This window comes from Butyrivibrio sp. XB500-5, assembly GCF_003625505.1.
Taxonomy (GTDB): Bacteria; Bacillota; Clostridia; order Lachnospirales; family Lachnospiraceae; genus Butyrivibrio.
In genome coordinates this window covers 1-17,548 of the sequence record NZ_RAIS01000005.1, presented here as the reverse complement: position 1 = coordinate 17,548, position 17,548 = coordinate 1, and the positions used below count along the sequence as shown (strand labels likewise).

General features: G+C 45.3%; 15 protein-coding genes, 2 tRNA genes, 2 rRNA genes and 1 riboswitch. Of the genes, 18 read left to right on the top strand and 1 reads right to left on the bottom strand.

From position 1 onward, the window contains the following. Positions 1-95 precede the first annotated feature (95 nt). The 6 genes from D6856_RS09690 to D6856_RS09665 all read left to right on the top strand — a co-directional run bounded on the left by D6856_RS09690 (position 96) and on the right by D6856_RS09665 (position 6,935). The gene (locus tag D6856_RS09690) at positions 96-1,394 is read left to right on the top strand and encodes an LCP family protein (protein WP_120686702.1); all 1,299 of its coding nucleotides are present in this window, start codon (positions 96-98) and stop codon (positions 1,392-1,394) included. Between the two features lie 88 nt (positions 1,395-1,482). Further along, positions 1,483-2,412: a glycosyltransferase family 2 protein gene (locus D6856_RS09685; protein ID WP_120686701.1), complete on the top strand. Its 930-nt coding sequence runs from the start codon at positions 1,483-1,485 to the stop codon at positions 2,410-2,412. Between the two features lie 15 nt (positions 2,413-2,427). Continuing rightward, positions 2,428-3,090, top strand: coding sequence for a GTP pyrophosphokinase (locus D6856_RS09680; RefSeq protein ID WP_092247914.1), 663 nt, complete (start codon positions 2,428-2,430; stop codon positions 3,088-3,090). 318 nt (positions 3,091-3,408) lie between these two features. Further along, positions 3,409-3,885, top strand: a complete 477-nt coding sequence (locus D6856_RS09675; protein WP_092247917.1) for a hypothetical protein — start codon at positions 3,409-3,411, stop codon at positions 3,883-3,885. Between the two features lie 28 nt (positions 3,886-3,913). Next, the gene (locus D6856_RS09670) at positions 3,914-5,503 is read left to right on the top strand and encodes a peptidoglycan DD-metalloendopeptidase family protein (protein WP_092247920.1); all 1,590 of its coding nucleotides are present in this window, start codon (positions 3,914-3,916) and stop codon (positions 5,501-5,503) included. 139 nt (positions 5,504-5,642) lie between these two features. Then, positions 5,643-6,935 carry a UDP-N-acetylglucosamine 1-carboxyvinyltransferase gene (locus tag D6856_RS09665; protein ID WP_092247923.1) on the top strand — a complete coding sequence of 431 codons (1,293 nt, stop codon included), beginning with the start codon at positions 5,643-5,645 and terminating at the stop codon, positions 6,933-6,935. 71 nt (positions 6,936-7,006) lie between these two features. Here D6856_RS09665 and D6856_RS09660 read toward each other — a convergent pair whose 3' ends face one another. Continuing rightward, positions 7,007-8,092 carry an HD-GYP domain-containing protein gene (locus D6856_RS09660; protein WP_120686700.1) on the bottom strand — a complete coding sequence of 362 codons (1,086 nt, stop codon included), beginning with the start codon at positions 8,090-8,092 and terminating at the stop codon, positions 7,007-7,009. Between the two features lie 170 nt (positions 8,093-8,262). Next, positions 8,263-8,380: riboswitch (FMN riboswitch) on the top strand. Positions 8,381-8,466: 86 nt separating this feature from the next. Here D6856_RS09660 and D6856_RS09655 point away from each other — a divergent pair. The 12 genes from D6856_RS09655 to rrf all read left to right on the top strand — a co-directional run. Continuing rightward, positions 8,467-9,225, top strand: a complete 759-nt coding sequence (locus tag D6856_RS09655; RefSeq protein ID WP_243114068.1) for an ECF transporter S component — start codon at positions 8,467-8,469, stop codon at positions 9,223-9,225. Between the two features lie 86 nt (positions 9,226-9,311). Next, a complete protein-coding gene (tsaE, locus tag D6856_RS09650; RefSeq protein WP_120686699.1) occupies positions 9,312-9,749 on the top strand; it encodes a tRNA (adenosine(37)-N6)-threonylcarbamoyltransferase complex ATPase subunit type 1 TsaE in 438 nt (145 codons plus the stop codon). A gap of 3 nt (positions 9,750-9,752) precedes the next feature. Continuing rightward, positions 9,753-10,973, top strand: coding sequence for a tRNA (adenosine(37)-N6)-threonylcarbamoyltransferase complex dimerization subunit type 1 TsaB (gene tsaB, locus D6856_RS09645; protein WP_120686698.1), 1,221 nt, complete (start codon positions 9,753-9,755; stop codon positions 10,971-10,973). 3 nt (positions 10,974-10,976) lie between these two features. Next, the gene (locus D6856_RS09640) at positions 10,977-11,897 is read left to right on the top strand and encodes a ribonuclease Z (protein WP_120686697.1); all 921 of its coding nucleotides are present in this window, start codon (positions 10,977-10,979) and stop codon (positions 11,895-11,897) included. Positions 11,898-11,916: 19 nt separating this feature from the next. After that, the gene (locus tag D6856_RS09635) at positions 11,917-12,507 is read left to right on the top strand and encodes a DUF6715 family protein (RefSeq protein ID WP_092247933.1); all 591 of its coding nucleotides are present in this window, start codon (positions 11,917-11,919) and stop codon (positions 12,505-12,507) included. 12 nt (positions 12,508-12,519) lie between these two features. Further along, positions 12,520-13,410 carry a ChbG/HpnK family deacetylase gene (locus tag D6856_RS09630; RefSeq protein WP_120686696.1) on the top strand — a complete coding sequence of 297 codons (891 nt, stop codon included), beginning with the start codon at positions 12,520-12,522 and terminating at the stop codon, positions 13,408-13,410. Between the two features lie 96 nt (positions 13,411-13,506). Further along, positions 13,507-14,607 carry a tRNA (adenosine(37)-N6)-threonylcarbamoyltransferase complex transferase subunit TsaD gene (gene tsaD, locus D6856_RS09625; RefSeq protein WP_120686923.1) on the top strand — a complete coding sequence of 367 codons (1,101 nt, stop codon included), beginning with the start codon at positions 13,507-13,509 and terminating at the stop codon, positions 14,605-14,607. Positions 14,608-14,611: 4 nt separating this feature from the next. After that, positions 14,612-15,322: a 2-C-methyl-D-erythritol 4-phosphate cytidylyltransferase gene (ispD, locus tag D6856_RS09620; protein ID WP_120686695.1), complete on the top strand. Its 711-nt coding sequence runs from the start codon at positions 14,612-14,614 to the stop codon at positions 15,320-15,322. A gap of 144 nt (positions 15,323-15,466) precedes the next feature. Then, positions 15,467-15,552: transfer RNA gene (locus tag D6856_RS09615), tRNA-Ser, on the top strand. Positions 15,553-15,606: 54 nt separating this feature from the next. Further along, positions 15,607-15,695, top strand: a tRNA-Ser gene (locus tag D6856_RS09610). A gap of 160 nt (positions 15,696-15,855) precedes the next feature. Beyond that, a 16S ribosomal RNA gene (locus tag D6856_RS09605) occupies positions 15,856-17,400 on the top strand. A gap of 67 nt (positions 17,401-17,467) precedes the next feature. Next, positions 17,468-17,548 (top strand): 5S ribosomal RNA (rrf, locus tag D6856_RS15555); the annotation flags it as partial.

Below are 17,548 nucleotides of genomic sequence, written 5' to 3'. Positions count from 1 at the left end.
CTTGTATTATTTTTGGTTTTGTGGCAAAATGTATGGGGTGTGCGCTGCACTTTTTGGCGCAAATATTAGGAAAGTTGGGAATAGGAGAAAATAAAATGTCAAATCGAGACGATGAATTTTATGGCAGAGATGGCAGAAGACCCACTCGAAGAGATGACAGATATAGAGATGACAGACCTGTAAGAAGATCGTCAGACAGATATGATGATTACGAGGATAGGCCCGTTAGAAGAAGATCATACGATGAGCGTGATGATTACGCTTCATCTCGTAGAAGTGCATCAAGAGCAGGCGGTTCTGCATCAAGAGGAGGCGCTCACAGAGGCGGCTCAAGAAACGGTTCAGGTAAAAAGAAGAACAACAAGGCTCTTGTCTTACTTGTAGTTGAAGTACTTGTAGCAGCTTTATTGGTTGTTTTTGCTTACAGCTTCTTTGTAAAGATGGGTGCTACCAAGGTTGGTAAGGTTAACCTCGATGAGGAAGCAATCTCCAAGTCAATCAGTGAGAATGTTGCAACCAATAAGCAGATGAAGGGTTATACCAATATCGCACTCTTTGGTGTTGATTCACGTGAAGGACAGCTTACCAAGAAGACTAGATCGGATACGATCATTATCGCTTCAATCAACAATGAGACAGGCGATATCAAGCTTTGCTCTGTTTACCGTGATACTTATCTTAATCTAAGTAACGATTCATATACCAAGTGTAATGCGGCATATGCAGAGGGTGGCCCCATGCAGGCTATCTCAATGCTTAATATGAACCTTGACCTTGATATCAAGGACTTTATTACAATCGGATTCAGAGGACTTACTGATGTAGTTGATGCTCTCGGCGGTGTCGAGATTGAGATTACAGAGGATGAGATCACTCACCTTAATAACTATCAGGCATCAATGGCTACAGAGCTCAAGATGGATTACAAGCCCGTAGAATCAGCAGGTATGCAGACACTTAACGGTCTTCAGGCAACAGCTTATTGCCGTATCAGATATACAAAGGGTGATGACTTTAAGCGTGCCGAGAGACAGAGAACAGTGCTTATGGCTTGCCTTGAGAAAGCTAAGGGTATGAGCCCCGACAAGCTTGAGGAAATAGCAAATAAGGCGTTCAATGAGACATATACTTCACTTGATCTTGTTGATATCATTGCACTTCTTAAGAATATTACCAAGTACAATGTTGTAGACAACAACGGATTCCCTGAGGAAAGCATGCGTACTACAGGTACTATCGGTAAGAAGGGTAGCTGCGTAGTTCCCAAGGACCTTGACAGCAACGTTAAGTGGCTCCACGAGTTCTTGTTTGAAGACTCTGCTTATGAGATATCTTCTGATGTTCAGAAATACAGTGATAAGATTAAGTCAGATACAAGTGCGTACGTGAACTGAGAATAATTAAACTCATGGTTATTGAGGGGCGGGTTCTGTATGAGCACGCCCCTTTTTTATCCAATATCATTTGCGTTCGAGGTTAGCGATGCAAACAGTTGATGTAATTATACCTACTTACAAACCTGATATATCTCTTTTTACCCTGATCGAGGATCTCGAGAAGCAGTCACATTCTCCCGAGCACATCATCATTGTGAATACGGAAGAGAAGTACTGGAACGAGTTAAAAGAAAAATCGGGTGTTGATATTACTGCGAAATTTGACAACATCATAGTGAGGCATGTATCCAAAAAAGAGTTTGATCACGGCGAGACGAGAAATCTCGGAGTTTCTCTTTCAAATGCAGAGTTCTTTCTCATGATGACTCAGGATGCATTTCCAAGGGACAAGGTTCTTATATCGAGTCTCGTTAAGTCTTTTGACAGTGATTCGGCTGCGGCTTATGCAAGACAGTATCCCAAGTCGGATTGCAATCTTGCCGAGAGATATTCGAGGAAGTTCAATTATCCGAACGAGCCTATGAAGAAGACTCAGAAGGATATTGGGAAGCTTGGGATCAAGACATATTTTTGTTCCAATGTATGTGCCATGTACAAAAGAGAAGTCTATGACAAGATAGGCGGATTTACCCATAAGACTATTTTTAACGAGGATATGGTGTATGCCGGAACGGCTTGTCAGATGGGATATGCGATCATGTATGTTCCTGAGGCGGGTGTCATTCATTCTCACAACTATACGTACATGCAGCAGTTCCACAGGAACTTTGATCTCGGAGTTTCTCAGACGGATCATCCGGAGATCTTCGGTGCGATCAAGTCGGAGACTGAGGGTAAAAAAATGGTCAGACAGACCATTGATCATTTCAAGAACATCGGTAAGCCGTATCTTATACCCGATTATGTGATCATGTGCGGTTTCAGATGGCTTGGATACAAACTGGGAAGAAATTATAAGAAGCTTCCCCGGAAACTGGTAATTGGTTTTTCAATGAATAAAGAGTACTGGAAGTAGTACTTGGAGAAAAAGATGGAATTGGATCTTGCGGGAAGCAATATTAATATATCTGATGATATAAACTCCTGGGAAGAAGTTAATCTTCTCTATAATTCTGCGCTCAAGCAGATAAGGACCAAGATTGAGATCCTCAATGAGGAGTTTCAGGAGGTTCACAGATATAATCCCATAGAGCACATTAAGTTCAGGCTGAAAGAGCCTGAGAGCATAGTTAAAAAACTCAGAAGGAACGGATATGAGTCGACCATAGCCAATATGGTGCGTTATGTCAATGATATCGCGGGTATTCGTATTATCTGTTCATTTACTTCCGATATATACAGGATTGCCGAGATGATCAGCAATCAGAAGGATATCCAGGTGCTTACCATCAAGGATTATATTATGAATCCCAAGGCGAGCGGATACAGAAGCTATCATATGATAGTTTCCATTCCTGTTTATCTTTCGGACAGGATAGTCAACGTCAAAGTTGAGATACAGATCAGAACCGTAGCGATGGATTTCTGGGCTTCACTCGAGCACAAGATTCAGTATAAGTTCGAATCCAAGGCTCCGGCCCACATCAATTCAGAGCTATACGAGTGCGCAAGAATGGTAGCGGATCTCGATGCACGTATGTTGTCGCTTAATGATGAAATTCAGGCGATATCTGAGGGAAGAAAGGAAATGTGAGACGGACTCTTTTGAGTCAAGACTCGAAATGGGGCATAAAAAAATCCCCATAACATGAGGAGTGGGTAGACACGTTTCCGCACCTACCCTATTATGAAAAAATCTATCTTTTGTTTTTAGGTTTGCCGCTTGTTCATCGGCTGTAAGAATAATATACATGGAGAATGTGAACAAAGTATGAACGCGGTATGAATAAAAGGTAAAAGTGCATAATGAAGCTCTTTTTTCTAATATCATCTTGTCTAAATTGCACAATAAATGTTAAGCTATATTGTACGCTAATGAGGGGAGATGTGCTTTGTGTTTGGAGGAAAAGTCATGGATAGCATAATGGACAAAATCGCAGAAAAGATCAGTGCTCAGGACCTTATCAGAGCCAATTCACAGGCAGAGACTGCAGAGGCAGCGCGTATTAAGCAGGAAGCCGAGCAGTACAGACGTCAGCTTGAAGAGATCAGGAATAATGACAAGGATTACAGACAGCAGCTTGATGAGTATATGAAGCAGAACAGGGATTATTCCGAGGATTTCGAAGATATCAAGGACAAGATTTCGCAGAATGATCAGAAGATTCATGATATAGGTGTCCAGACCTATCGTAATGTTCAGGCCGTGGTTGAGAAATCAGGCAACAAGACGATGGAAGAACTTAAGGAAATAGAGAGAAGAGTTGAAACGGTTACCGCCATTTCGGAGAATAAGAACGGCGGTCTTATGCCCGTTGTTATTATCACTCTTATTATTTCAGCAGCGGATCTCATTATTAATGTTTTGAGACTCCTGGGGATTATTTGACTAAATTAGGAAAGATTTTTTTACTGTTATGAAGTTTGGAAATACAGTTTTTCACAATAAGATTAAAATATGGTTTTTGCACAGTGCTCTTTTTGTAATAGTGCTGTGGATATTGTTCATGCCCAGCATGGTGACTTATCGCAAGGGTGGCAACAACTACTTTACCGTCAAGCTTAATGACGTTGTTGTAGGACACGCAGGCTCCAAAGGTGATGCGTATGCCGCTTACAGAAAGGCGAGAAGACTGTTCGCGGTCGGAACAGAGGAGCTTACTCTTTCAGACTCCGACATGACTATCGAGGGCAAGAACGTCACCTGGGGCGGAGTGGATTCCACGGATTCAATGGCTCACAAGATGGTGGACATTCTTAAGAAGAACAAGAAGTCTACCCTTAACAGGGCTTATTCTATAAAAATCAATCAATTTGCGATCAATCTTTCAAGCATAGAAGAGGTTATGCAGCTCCTTGATTCGTCTATTACCAAATACGACGAGGAGCAGAAGTTTGACGTCAAGCTTATCTTGGATCCCACCAGAGAAGTTAATGTCCTTACTCCGCAGGTTGTCAACAAAGAGGAAGCGCAGAAGGAAGAAGAAAGTGCCGAGAACCAAATGCCCGAGGCCGGTTTTTCGTCCTTTGTTACCGAGGAATTCAACAAGGCTGCGCCTCTTGCGTATGATAAGGATTTCTCTGATTACAAGCTCGGTCTTATTGACATTGATTTTGGAGACAAGGTTGAGATCGTTGAGAGTTATCTTCCCGATGAAGAGATCAGCGATCTGAATACAGCGATAGAAGAAGTTACCAGGGATAAAGAGACACCGACGATCTACGAGGTTCAAAGAGGTGATGTCCTTGGAACAATTGCGGAGAAGTTTAATCTGTCGGTTGATGATCTCGTTAAGATGAACGAGACTCTCAATGATGAGAATACTATGATCCGAGACGGCGATGAGCTTAAGGTTAATGTTCCTATGCCTTTGCTTTCCGTCAACTATACTATCGAGGAGTACTACGAGGAAGACTACGAGGCAGAAGTTCAGTATGTCGACAACGATTCCTGGTATACGACAGAGACCAAGGTCCTTCAGGAACCTTCTGCAGGACACCGTAAGGTTGTGGCTAAGAGAAGCTATACTAACAGCGACGTTACGGGTACCGAGATAGAAAAAGAAGAGATTACATATAAGGCAGTTCCCAAGATCGTTGAGAGAGGAACAATTGTGCCTCCTACATATATTAAGCCTATTTCCGGCGGACGACTTACTTCCGGATTCGGTAAGAGAAACAGACCTACCAAGGGAGCAAGCTCTTTCCACAAGGGAGTCGACTGGGCAACACCTGTCGGAACAGCAGTCATGGCATCTTCATCAGGTACGGTTACAAGAGCCGGATGGGGAAGCGGATACGGATACTGCGTATATATCAGACACCCTGACGGAAAAGAGACCAGATACGGCCATCTGTCCAAGGTACTCGTTAAGGTAGGACAGAGTGTCGATCAGGGACAAAAGATAGCTCTTTCCGGTAATACCGGTGTATCGACCGGACCTCATCTTCACTTTGAGATCTTGGTCGGCGGATCACAGGTAAATCCGCTTAATCTTCTTAATTAAAGGTATTTGATCGGTATGGGCGGTCTTATGGCTGTTCATACCGACTTTTTTGACAGGGGTATGGTAATGTGCTATTAATATATTTTGGTTGAGTATGTTTTTTCTCATACAATACTTAGACCAAGCAGAGAGGCTGCATATGGAAAAATATGTGATAAAAGGCGGTAATTCTCTCGTTGGTGAGGTGGAGATAGGCGGAGCTAAGAATGCTGCATTACCTATCATCGCTGCTTCACTTATGACAGATGAGACCGTTACTATAGAAAATATGCCTGATGAAGCTGATACCAATGTCATGCTTCAGGCCATAGAGAGCGCCGGTGCCATTGTTGATAGGACCGGAGCACATTCCGTTAAGATCAATGCTTCACAGATCAAGGGATATACCTTCGATAACGAATATATCAAGAAGATCAGAGCTTCTTATTATTTCCTTGGAGCGCTTCTTGGTAAATGCAGAAAGGCCGGAGTTGTTCCTCCCGGAGGATGCAGTATCGGTCTTCGCCCTATGGACCAGCATATCAAGGGCTTTAAAGCGCTTGGTGCAGAGGTTAATATCGAATACGGAATAATTGATGTTCATGCCGATAAGCTTGTCGGAAGCCATATTTATCTCGACGTTGTAAGTGTCGGAGCTACTATCAATATCATGATGGCGGCTTGTATGGCAGAGGGTAAGACCATCCTTGAGAATGCGGCTAAGGAGCCTCACGTAGTTGATGTGGCTAACTTCCTCAACAGTATGGGTGCCGATATCAAGGGCGCAGGTACTGATGTTATCAGGATCAAGGGTGTTGAGAAGCTTCACAGCACGGAATATGCGATCATTCCCGATCAGATCGAGGCAGGTACATTTATGCTTGCTGCGGCTGCAACAAAGGGTGATATTACTATAAAGAACGTAATTCCCAAGCACTTGGAATCTATAAGTGCCAAGCTTGTTGAGATGGGATGCCAGATTCATGAGTCTGACGATGCGGTCAGAGTTGTGGCGACCAAGAGACTTAACAATACTCATGTTAAGACGCTTCCTTATCCGGGATTTCCTACGGATATGCAGCCACAGATTGCGGTTGCGCTCGGACTTGCAAGTGGTATCAGTATTGTTACCGAGAGCATTTTTGAGAACAGATTTAAATACGTTGATGAACTCACACGTATGGGAGCAAGCATCAAGGTTGAGGGTAGCACGGCTATCATAGAAGGCGTGGATAAGTACACAGGAGCAGCTATTTCGGCTCCCGACCTTAGAGCAGGTGCTGCACTTGTTATCGCGGCTCTTACAGCTGAGGGTATCTCAACGGTTGAGAATATTCATTACATCGAGCGAGGCTATGAAGACTTTGATCTTAAGCTCCGCGAACTCGGTGCTCAGATCGAGAAGGTCGACAGCGAGTATGATACACAGAAGTTTAAATTAAAAAATGCCTAATAAGGTCAGAATAAAATGGCGTAAAGATACCCCGGCAGGATTTCCTGTCGGGGTTTTGAATTTGAAAGTATTTAGATAATTTCTTTTATATACACTCCCGGGCATTTGGAAAGGTCGATGTAGTCATCGCCCACCTTGATCGTCGGGCGTGAGAGCTTCATCTTGTTGATGAAGATGATCTCACCGACTTCGCCGGTGTTGAGTTTTACCGTGTTGAGGATATAAGTATTTACTATGTTTGTCAGGAAGGCAAGTATCATTTCCGCATCATATTTCTGGAAGCCTTCGTCTTCAAACATTGATATAGCGATGAACGGACACAGCGGTCCGCGGTAGTATCTTGCGCTTGTCATTGCATCATAGACATCTGCGATGGCAACGAGCTTTGCGAACTTATCGATCTGTGGTCCCTGAAGATGATAAGGATATCCGGAGCCGTCGCATCTTTCGTGATGCATGAGGCAGGCGTTCTTTACATGAGCGCTGATATCCAGATCTTTTATGCTTTGATAGCCCTGTATCGGATGAGTCTTTACTATAGTGTATTCATCCTGCGTGAGCTTGGCGGGCTTTGTTATGATCGCTTCCGGGATCAATATCTTTCCGATATCGTGGAAAAGACCTGCCTGAGTGGCAACCTCAATTTCTGTATCGCTCCATCTTAGCCACTGTGCAAGTATGTTTGAGATAAGCGCAACGTTTATGCTGTGAGTAAAAGTTGCGTCATCGTAGGTCCTTAGGTTGTGGAGCATATCGAATACGCCCGATGCCGTGCGCTCTTTTTCAAGAAGACCATAGATCGGAGCAGTCATATCGCTTATGTTGAGGTCTTCGTTGTTGGCCAAAATATCTTTTATCGTGTGCTCAAAATTAGCGGCACACTCTTCAAAGTCGTGTTTAAATTCAATAAATTCAGGGGATTGTTTAATGCGCTCAGAATAAGAAAGCCCCGCGTTTGGAGTAGAGTCTTCGGATGAAATTTCAACAAGGTCATCTTCAACAAGAACATCGATAACGGAATGAAACGCAAGTCTTGCAATTTCTTTCTCGTCAAGAACGGTTCCTTTTTCCAAAAGTGTAGTAGTGGAGTCAAAAGTATGAACATCATTTGCCAGCACCATTCCGGGTGCGAGCTGCCTGGTAAGAATTCTCTTCATATAATCCTCATAGCGGCACGTTTCTACAAAATAGTGATAAGTAAATTATAGTTTTGCACATAGTGTTTGTCAAACAATTAGCGGTTTTTCGACTGTCAAAAAAGCTTGCGAAATTAAGAAAAATTTGATTGACACTTTTGGCTATTGGGACTAACATAACTCTAGAAAAAATAATTCTTCGGGGCAGGGTGAGATTCCCAACCGGCGGTAAAGTCCGCGACCCGCTTAGGCGGCTGATTTGGTGAGATTCCAAAACCGACAGTACAGTCTGGATGAGAGAAGAATGCAAGATGTTTGCTATGCTCGATTATTGTCCCCAAGTCTTTTTGGCTTTGGGGATTTTTCTTTTTCCTTCCCCGAAAAAAGGAGAATGTATGAAACTTATAACCAACATCATGACCGACTTCGCGCGTTTTGGTGCGCTTATGGTCATTATTCTTTTGACTTTTGTCATTGCTTATCTTTTTGAAAAGATCGCAAAGATAAAACAGGGCGATAACACAAGAGTCCTTGATGTAAGGAAGCTTGCGATCGTAGGTGTTTTCTCGGCTATAGCTTTCGGACTTATGCTTTTTGAATTCCCGCTTCCGTTTGCACCTTCGTTCTATGAGTTTGATTTTAGCGATATCCCCGCACTTATCGGCGGATTTGCGGCAGGACCTCTTGCGGCAGTCATGATTGAATTCATCAAGGTTCTTATGAACTTGATCTTCCAGGGAACCAATACAGCTTTTGTCGGAGAGATAGCAAACTTTGTTGTCGGTGCTGCTTTTGTTCTTCCCGCAACGATCATCTACAGATTTAAAAAGACACGTAAGACAGCGTTTCTTGGTTGTCTTTGCGGTGCGCTTTGTATAACAGTTACCGGTTCTTTGCTTAATGCATATTTCCTTCTTCCTACATTTGCAGCTATGTGGGGAAGCGGTATTGATACATTTATAGGAATGGGTGCGGAGATCAATCCCGCCATCAACAATCTGCTTACGTTCTGTCTTTTCGCAGTTGCTCCTTTTAACCTGTTAAAAGGTGTTGTTGATAGTATAGTTACTTTCTTGGTATACAAGAAACTCAGCCCGATACTTAAACACGGTTTCAATAAGCCGGCACAGAATAATAACAAAAAAGAAGCCTAAGCGGCTTCTTTTTTTACATGTTTTTGCCATACACCACTAACAATGGTATATTAAAAGTGGTGTATTATGATAAGCGAGAGGACATTATGGAGATAGTTACTAGGCACGAGACGTTCAGTGCGCAGGAAACCTTTGATATAGGTAAAAGAATCGGAGAGAATGCAACTCCCGGAATGGTCTATACTTTGATAGGCGATCTTGGCGTTGGCAAGACGGTTCTTACGCAAGGTGTTGCGGCGGGACTTGGGATACAGGGACCTGTTAGCAGCCCTACTTTTACAATATTACAGGTGTACGACGAGGGCAGAATTCCTTTTTACCATTTTGATGTATACAGAATAGGTGACGTCAGCGAGATGGATGAGATCGGCTATGAGGATTATTTTTACGGAGACGGAGTCTGCTTCATAGAGTGGGCTAATCTCATAGAAGAGATACTTCCCGAGCACTACACCGAGATCGTGATAGAGAAGAACCTTGAAAAAGGCTTCGACTATCGCCTTATAACAATGACTTCCAGGTGAAAAATGAAGATACTTGCAATTGATACATCGGGACTTGTGGGTGCTGTCGCAGTTTCGGACGGCGACATATTGCTTTCACAGTTTTCGATACAATATAAAACTACACATTCAGAGATACTTATGCCGATGCTTGATGACATCAGGGAAAAGGTACATCTTGATCTTAAGAGCATCGATGCCATAGCTGTAGCGATGGGCCCCGGCTCTTTTACGGGACTGCGCATAGGAAGTGCAACCGCCAAGGGACTTGCACTTGCGCTCGATAAGCCTATCATCCCGATACCTACCGTTGACGGCATAGCATATAATCTCTACGGAGTTGAAAAGATAATATGTCCTATGATGGATGCCAGAAGGGGCCAGGTGTATACCGGCCTTTATACTTTTGTGCCTTGCAAGGGTGAGGGCGAAAGCCGGGAGCAGACCTTTGAGATGCAGGTTATTAACGAGCAGATGGCGACATCAGTTGAAGATATTGCGGAGAAGATAAACGCGATCGGTAAGCCCGTTGTCCTTTTGGGAGACGGGGTTCCGGTCTACAGAGACAAGCTGGATAAGCTTATAAAGGTTCCGTATTCGCTGGCTCCTTTTCACCAGAACAGGCAGAATGCCGCTGCTCTTGCAGCACTTGCCGTTCAGTACGCGCAGGAAGGCAGGATGATAGACGGCGATGATTTTGCGCCGGAATATCTGAGACTTTCGCAGGCTGAAAGAGAAGCGAGTGAAAAAGGTACAAACGCAGTACCTACGGATAAGATCGCTAAAGCACCCAAAAATCCGGGTATCATAAGAGTGAGCGAGATGACGGCGGAAGATGTTTCCGATGCCGCAGCGCTTGAAGCTCTGTGCCTCGGAAAAGAGGCTTGGTCGGAGAAGCAGCTTCTTGAAGCGCTTTCTCTTGATGACACGATATATCTTGTTGCAAAGAAAGCCGGCAGAGTTGTGGGACTGTGCGGAGTTCGAAATGTGTCGGGCGACGGTGAAGTTACCAATGTGTCCGTTTCGGGCGACTGCAGAAGAGAGGGCGTCGGCTATAAGATGGTCAAACAGCTTCTTGAAAGAGGAAGAGGGATCGGCATCGAGAATTATACTCTTGAAGTAAGAGCAGGAAATGCCGCTGCCATAAGACTTTATGAGAAGCTTGGATTCGTCAGCGAGGGCGTGAGACCCGGATTCTACGACGAGCCAAAAGAAGACGCTGTAATATATTGGAAAAGGAACTGATTTATGATAGATGTTTGTTTGCTTGGAACCGGCGGAATGATGCCGCTTCCAAACCGTTTACTTACTTCGCTTTTTGTTAAGTACAACGGACGAGGAATATTGATAGATAGCGGAGAGGCTACCCAGATCGCGATGAAGAAGAAGGGTATCAGCTCCAAACCCATAGATGTTATCTGCTTTACTCATTACCACGCAGATCACATCAGCGGCCTGCCGGGACTTCTTTTAACAATGGGAAACGCCGAGAGAACGGAGCCGCTTTTGATGGTTGGACCCAAGGGACTTGAAAGGGTTGTAAATTCGCTCAGAGTCATTGCTCCTGAGCTTCCGTTTGAGATTAAATTCAAAGAACTTACGGGAGACGAAGTTTCTTTTGAACTTGAAGGAAATCCAGAATTTACGATAAAAGCGTTTAAGGTTAACCACAACGTTATTTGCTACGGCTATACTATGAGCCTTAGAAGACAGGGTAAGTTCAATGTTGAGGCCGCAACTGAGGCCGGAATAGATAGGAAGTATTGGAACGCGCTTCAAAAGGGCGATACGGTAACGCTTGATGACGGCACGATCTATACGCCCGACATGGTGCTCGGCGAAGAGAGAAAGGGCATCAAACTTACTTATACGACAGATACAAGACCTACGGACAGCATAGTTAATAACGCCAAGGATTCAGATCTTTTCATATGTGAGGGAATGTACGGCGAGAAGGACAAGATCGCGAAGGCGCGTGAGCACAAGCACATGACATTTTACGAGGCTGCGGATCTTGCAAGGAAAGCGGGCGTAAAAGAGCTGTGGCTTACGCACTACAGTCCGTCGCTTGTTAATCCTAAGGAGTTTTTACCTGAGACCAAAAAGATATTTGATAAGACGGTTGCCGCTAAGGACGGCCGCAGCGTGACACTTAGATTTGAAGATTAAGGCTAGAGGGGGAAATGAGATGAACGGTACAAAATCAGCAGTTATCAAGTCGGTGGTATTGATCTTTTTTGCAGCTCTTATCGTTCTTGGAATGTATCTTCTTTTAACAAGGAACAAGGAAAAAGAGCCTAAGTATGACGAGAGTTATGCGCTTTCATCGGTGGATGAGATAACAACGACCAATCTTGATAAGAACTATCCTGCCAATCCCAAGAAGGTAGTTGAGCTCTATGCCAAGACCATGCAGATTCTCTACAGAGAGACTTATTCCGCAGATCAGGAGCTTAAGATGATCACTGTTCTTTCGGGGCTTATGGACGATGAGCTTCTTGCCAATCAGGCCAACTTCACTCAGTCCATGAGGAATGAGGTTCAGGAGAGGAAAAAAGAAGACTACTCGATCTCAAATTATGTCGTGCTTACCAAGGATATCGATGAGACTACGGTAGACGGCAGAAAGATGTGCCATGTCGATCTTATGTATTCATTAAGAAAAGGCACTTCGGGAACTTCAATCTTAAAATATCGCTATGTCATGAGACAGGACGATGCGGGAAACTGGAAGATCATGGGATGGGATCTCGCACCAAATGATGAAGACGATAATTGACGGGAGAATTTTATGACAGAATATCATGCTGACGACTACGGGCTTTTTCCCGAGCAGAGTCGCCATATCATAGATTGCTATCATACAGGCGCGCTTAACGGCATCAGCATCATGCCTAACAGCCCTTATTTATCCGCTTGTATGGATGAGATAAAAGACATTAAGGATAAGCTTCTTATCACGGCGCACCTGAACTTCGTGGAGGGAAAGCCGATCACGGGCAGCAATGCGAGCAGACTCACCAATGCTGCCGGCAATTTTGACATCGGATTTTTGAAGCTTCTTATAATAAGTTATATTCCGGTGATCAGGCTCTTTTACAAAAAGCAGCTTGCGACCGAGATAAAAGCACAGCTTAAGGCTTGTGAGCCATATATGAATAACGGAGAGTTCAGAATCGACGGGCATGTTCATTATCACATGATCCCCGTTGTGTTTGACGCTCTTATGGATGTGCTTGGCGCCGAAGACTATAAGGTTTCTTATATAAGATTCCCCAAGGAAGTGCTTGGCGTCTATTTAAAGGCCTTTGGCAAGGTAAAAGACATTAAGCCCATAAATGTAGTCAAGTCTCTTATTTTAAACGTTCTGAGCGCGAGAAATGAGAGAAAATACGGCGAAGAGTTAAGGCGTATGGGAGTTAAGAGTAAGCTCTTTATGGGAGTTATGCTTTCGGGCCACATGTTCTATGAAAATGTGATGGCTTGCCTTCCTTATCTTGGAGATGTGCTTGCGGATAAGGGCGAGAGTGAGGTGGAGCTTTTATTCCATCCGGGAGACGTGTCCGTACCCGAGGATATAAAGTGCCTTACGAGCAAGGACGACTACGAGTTCCTTACTTCCGCCAATAGGGAAAAAGAGGCGAAGGCTCTTAAGAAGCTCGGAAGCAATTTGAAGCGCTGAGAGATGCTTTAGCGAATCAGGCTTGGCGTTTTGGTATTTGAATGAAGGATAGATATGGAAATAAACAAGAACGTTGAGGATGACGGCGTCATCTTCATGTCGATCAAAGATAAAGATAAAAAAGAAGATATTAAGGTGAACGATTCGGTAGGCGATGAGGATGTGACGATCCTTGCCATCGAGAGTTCATGTGATGAGACTGCGGCGGCGGTCGTGCGAAACGGAAGGGAAGTTTTGTCTAACATCATTTCTTCCCAGATTGCGCTTCACACGGTGTATGGCGGCGTGGTGCCTGAGATTGCGTCCAGAAAGCATGTTGAGAAGATGAACGGCTGCATTCGCGCAGCGCTTTCTGAGGCGGAGCTTACTTTGGATGATATAGATGCAGTTGCCGTAACTTACGGGCCCGGGCTCGTAGGTGCGCTTTTAGTCGGCGTTTCTGAGGCTAAAGCAATCTCTTTTGCCACGGGAAAGCCTCTTATCGGCGTGCATCACATTGAAGGTCATATCAGCGCCAATTTTATCGAGAATAAAGAGCTGAAGCCTCCGTTCATGTGCCTTGTCGTATCGGGCGGACATTCTCACCTTGTGGTCGTTAAGGACTACGGCGAGTATGAGATCGTCGGACAGACCAGAGACGATGCGGCGGGAGAAGCTTTTGACAAGGTTGCGAGGGCGATAGGACTCGGATATCCCGGCGGCCCCAAGATTGATGCGGCGGCCAAGAAGGGTAACCCCGATGCGTTCACTTTCCCTCAGGCTAAGATAGCCGATGCGGAATACGATTTTTCTTTTAGCGGACTTAAGTCGGCGGTGCTTAATTATATAAACCAGGCTAAGATGCAGGGGCAGGAGCTTGATGCAAACGATGTGGCGGCTTCTTTCCAGAAGGCTGTTGTCGAGGTGCTGGTAGGTCACGCCATCAGAGCCTGCAAGGAGTACAAGATAAACTCTCTGGCCATTGCCGGAGGTGTTGCGTCAAATACGGCGCTTCGCGAGCTTATGGAAAAAGAGTGTAAGGCTAATAATATAAGCTTTTACAAGCCTTCGCCCGTTCTTTGCACGGACAATGCGGCGATGATAGGCGCTGCGGCTTACTACGAATACAAAAAGGGAAAGCGCTTCGGGCTGGATCTCAACGCTGTTCCGAATCTTCCGTTGGGAGACAGGGAGAGGCGTTATCACGCGGGAAGGTGATCATATGAAGACTGTAGCTATAGTTCTTGCGGCCGGCAGCGGCAGCAGGATGAAAACAGATGTAAAAAAACAATACCTTGATATAGGCGGAAAGCCGCTCATCTTCTATTCGTTAAAGGCTTTTGAAGAGAGTATCATAGATGACATCGTGCTCGTTGTTTCAAGGGGCGATGTTGATTATGTGAAAAAAGAGATCGTGGAAAAGTACGGCTTTGACAAGGTGAAAGCCGTTGTCGAGGGCGGACTCTACAGATATCACAGCGTGCGTCTCGGACTTGAAGCGGCGGATGTCGACTGTGATTATGCTTTTATCCACGACGGTGCAAGACCTTTTATCGACAACGATATCATAATGAGGGCGCTTCATGCGGTGAAGGAATTCGGCGCGTGCGTAGTGGGTATGCCCGCAAAAGATACCATCAAGATCGCTGACGACAAAGGCTTTGCGGAGTCAACGCCCAACAGGGACAAGGTTTGGATGGTGCAGACACCTCAGGTCTTTTCATATAAGACGATACTCGAGCTGTACAGACGTCTCGACAGGGAAGAAGGAGAGCTCATGGCAAAGGGAATAAACATAACCGACGATGCCATGGTCTGCGAGTATTATTCTGACCAAAAGATAAGGCTGGTAGAGGGTTCGTACAACAATATCAAGATCACAACGCCCGAGGATATTGCGGTTGCGGAAACGATATTACGGGAACAAAGTTAACAGCCTTAAAAAAAGTTCAAAAAAGTTTGAAAACATGCTTGACATGCGTACTAAGCTTTGTTAATATAATTCTTGCGCTGCGCGAGATGCGACAGCAACTTGCACAGAGCGTTATCTCATCTGAGGTAAGATATAAGTTAACTCGGAGCGATATCGAAGCGGTCATAACGAGGCGGTCTTGAAAACCGTTTGGCGGCAACGCCACAAGGGTTCGAATCCCTTTCGCTCCGCTTTAATTATGAACACGCTGTTAATAACATACTTATGTTGTAATCAACTATTTTGCAGAAGTACTCAAGTGGTTGAAGAGACACCCCTGGAAAGGGTGCAGGTCGTTAATAGCGGCGCGAGGGTTCAAATCCCTCCTTCTGCGTTGCCTTACGCAATCAGTAAGGATCATAATTAACAAGTACCTTGACAAATAAACAGTAATGCAACCCTGAAAAATTCCAAGAGAATAATTCAGAACAAATTAGTAAATTAACGGACAGAACAAAAGCCAAGCTTAGTTTTGACCGGATCAACTTTTATTTTAACGTGAGAGTTCGATCCTGGCTCAGGATGAACGCTGGCGGCGTGCCTAACACATGCAAGTCGAACGGAGAATTTACGCTGACGAGACTTCGGTCAAATCTTGTAAATTCTTAGTGGCGGACGGGTGAGTAACGCGTGGGCAACCTGCCTCATACTGGGGGATAGCAGTTGGAAACGACTGATAATACCGCATAAGCGCACAGCATCGCATGATGCAGTGTGAAAAACTCCGGTGGTATGAGATGGGCCCGCGTCAGATTAGCCAGTTGGCAGGGTAACGGCCTACCAAAGCGACGATCTGTAGCCGGCCTGAGAGGGCGGACGGCCACATTGGGACTGAGACACGGCCCAAACTCCTACGGGAGGCAGCAGTGGGGGATATTGCACAATGGAGGAAACTCTGATGCAGCGACGCCGCGTGAGTGAAGAAGTATTTCGGTATGTAAAGCTCTATCAGCAGGGAAGAAAGACTCGTAAGAGAGATGACGGTACCTGACTAAGAAGCCCCGGCTAACTACGTGCCAGCAGCCGCGGTAATACGTAGGGGGCAAGCGTTATCCGGATTTACTGGGTGTAAAGGGAGCGCAGACGGCTTAGCAAGTCTGAAGTGAAACCCCACGGCTCAACCGTGGGCTTGCTTTGGAAACTGTTTAGCTAGAGTACTGGAGAGGTAAGCGGAATTCCTAGTGTAGCGGTGAAATGCGTAGATATTAGGAGGAACATCGGTGGCGAAGGCGGCTTACTGGACAGCAACTGACGTTGAGGCTCGAAGGCGTGGGGAGCAAACAGGATTAGATACCCTGGTAGTCCACGCGGTAAACGATGAATACTAGGTGTTGGGTGTCATAGACATTCAGTGCCGTCGCTAACGCAATAAGTATTCCACCTGGGGAGTACGTTCGCAAGAATGAAACTCAAAGGAATTGACGGGGACCCGCACAAGCGGTGGAGCATGTGGTTTAATTCGAAGCAACGCGAAGAACCTTACCAGATCTTGAGATCCAGATGAATACAGGGTAATGCCTGTAGCTCTTCGGAGCATCTGAGACAGGTGGTGCATGGTTGTCGTCAGCTCGTGTCGTGAGATGTTGGGTTAAGTCCCGCAACGAGCGCAACCCTTGTCCATAGTAGCCAGCAGTAAGATGGGAACTCTATGGAGACTGCCAGGGATAACCTGGAGGAAGGTGGGGATGACGTCAAATCATCATGCCCCTTATGATCTGGGCCACACACGTGCTACAATGTCGTAACAAAGGGAAGCGACGGAGCGATCCTGAGCAAATCTCAAAAATAACGACCCAGTTCGGACTGTAGGCTGCAACCCGCCTGCACGAAGCTGGAATCGCTAGTAATCGCAGATCAGCATGCTGCGGTGAATACGTTCCCGGGTCTTGTACACACCGCCCGTCACACCATGGGAGTCGGAAATGCCCGAAGCCGGTGACTCAACCGTAAGGAGAGAGCCGTCGAAGGCAGGTCGGATAACTGGGGTGAAGTCGTAACAAGGTAGCCGTAGGAGAACCTGCGGCTGGATCACCTCCTTTCTAAGGAAATAGGAATGAAGTAGGGAGTTGCATTGCTGTCTAGTTGTCAAAGAGACAACAGAACCTTTCCGGTGGCGATGCGCTATGGGGAAACACCCGTACCCATCCCGAACACGACGGTTAAGACCATAGCGGCCGAAAGTACTAT

Bases quoted from the DNA above. Each gene is read 5' to 3' on its own strand.
- D6856_RS09690 (WP_120686702.1), top strand. From the start codon at position 96: ATGTCAAATCGAGACGATGAATTTTATGGCAGAGATGGCAGAAGACCC.
- D6856_RS09685 (WP_120686701.1), top strand. From the start codon at position 1,483: ATGCAAACAGTTGATGTAATTATACCTACTTACAAACCTGATATATCT.
- D6856_RS09680 (WP_092247914.1), top strand. From the start codon at position 2,428: ATGGAATTGGATCTTGCGGGAAGCAATATTAATATATCTGATGATATA.
- D6856_RS09675 (WP_092247917.1), top strand. From the start codon at position 3,409: ATGGATAGCATAATGGACAAAATCGCAGAAAAGATCAGTGCTCAGGAC.
- D6856_RS09670 (WP_092247920.1), top strand. From the start codon at position 3,914: ATGAAGTTTGGAAATACAGTTTTTCACAATAAGATTAAAATATGGTTT.
- D6856_RS09665 (WP_092247923.1), top strand. From the start codon at position 5,643: ATGGAAAAATATGTGATAAAAGGCGGTAATTCTCTCGTTGGTGAGGTG.
- D6856_RS09660 (WP_120686700.1), bottom strand. From the start codon at position 8,092: ATGAAGAGAATTCTTACCAGGCAGCTCGCACCCGGAATGGTGCTGGCA.
- D6856_RS09655 (WP_243114068.1), top strand. From the start codon at position 8,467: ATGAAACTTATAACCAACATCATGACCGACTTCGCGCGTTTTGGTGCG.
- tsaE (WP_120686699.1), top strand. From the start codon at position 9,312: ATGGAGATAGTTACTAGGCACGAGACGTTCAGTGCGCAGGAAACCTTT.
- tsaB (WP_120686698.1), top strand. From the start codon at position 9,753: ATGAAGATACTTGCAATTGATACATCGGGACTTGTGGGTGCTGTCGCA.
- D6856_RS09640 (WP_120686697.1), top strand. From the start codon at position 10,977: ATGATAGATGTTTGTTTGCTTGGAACCGGCGGAATGATGCCGCTTCCA.
- D6856_RS09635 (WP_092247933.1), top strand. From the start codon at position 11,917: ATGAACGGTACAAAATCAGCAGTTATCAAGTCGGTGGTATTGATCTTT.
- D6856_RS09630 (WP_120686696.1), top strand. From the start codon at position 12,520: ATGACAGAATATCATGCTGACGACTACGGGCTTTTTCCCGAGCAGAGT.
- tsaD (WP_120686923.1), top strand. From the start codon at position 13,507: ATGTCGATCAAAGATAAAGATAAAAAAGAAGATATTAAGGTGAACGAT.
- ispD (WP_120686695.1), top strand. From the start codon at position 14,612: ATGAAGACTGTAGCTATAGTTCTTGCGGCCGGCAGCGGCAGCAGGATG.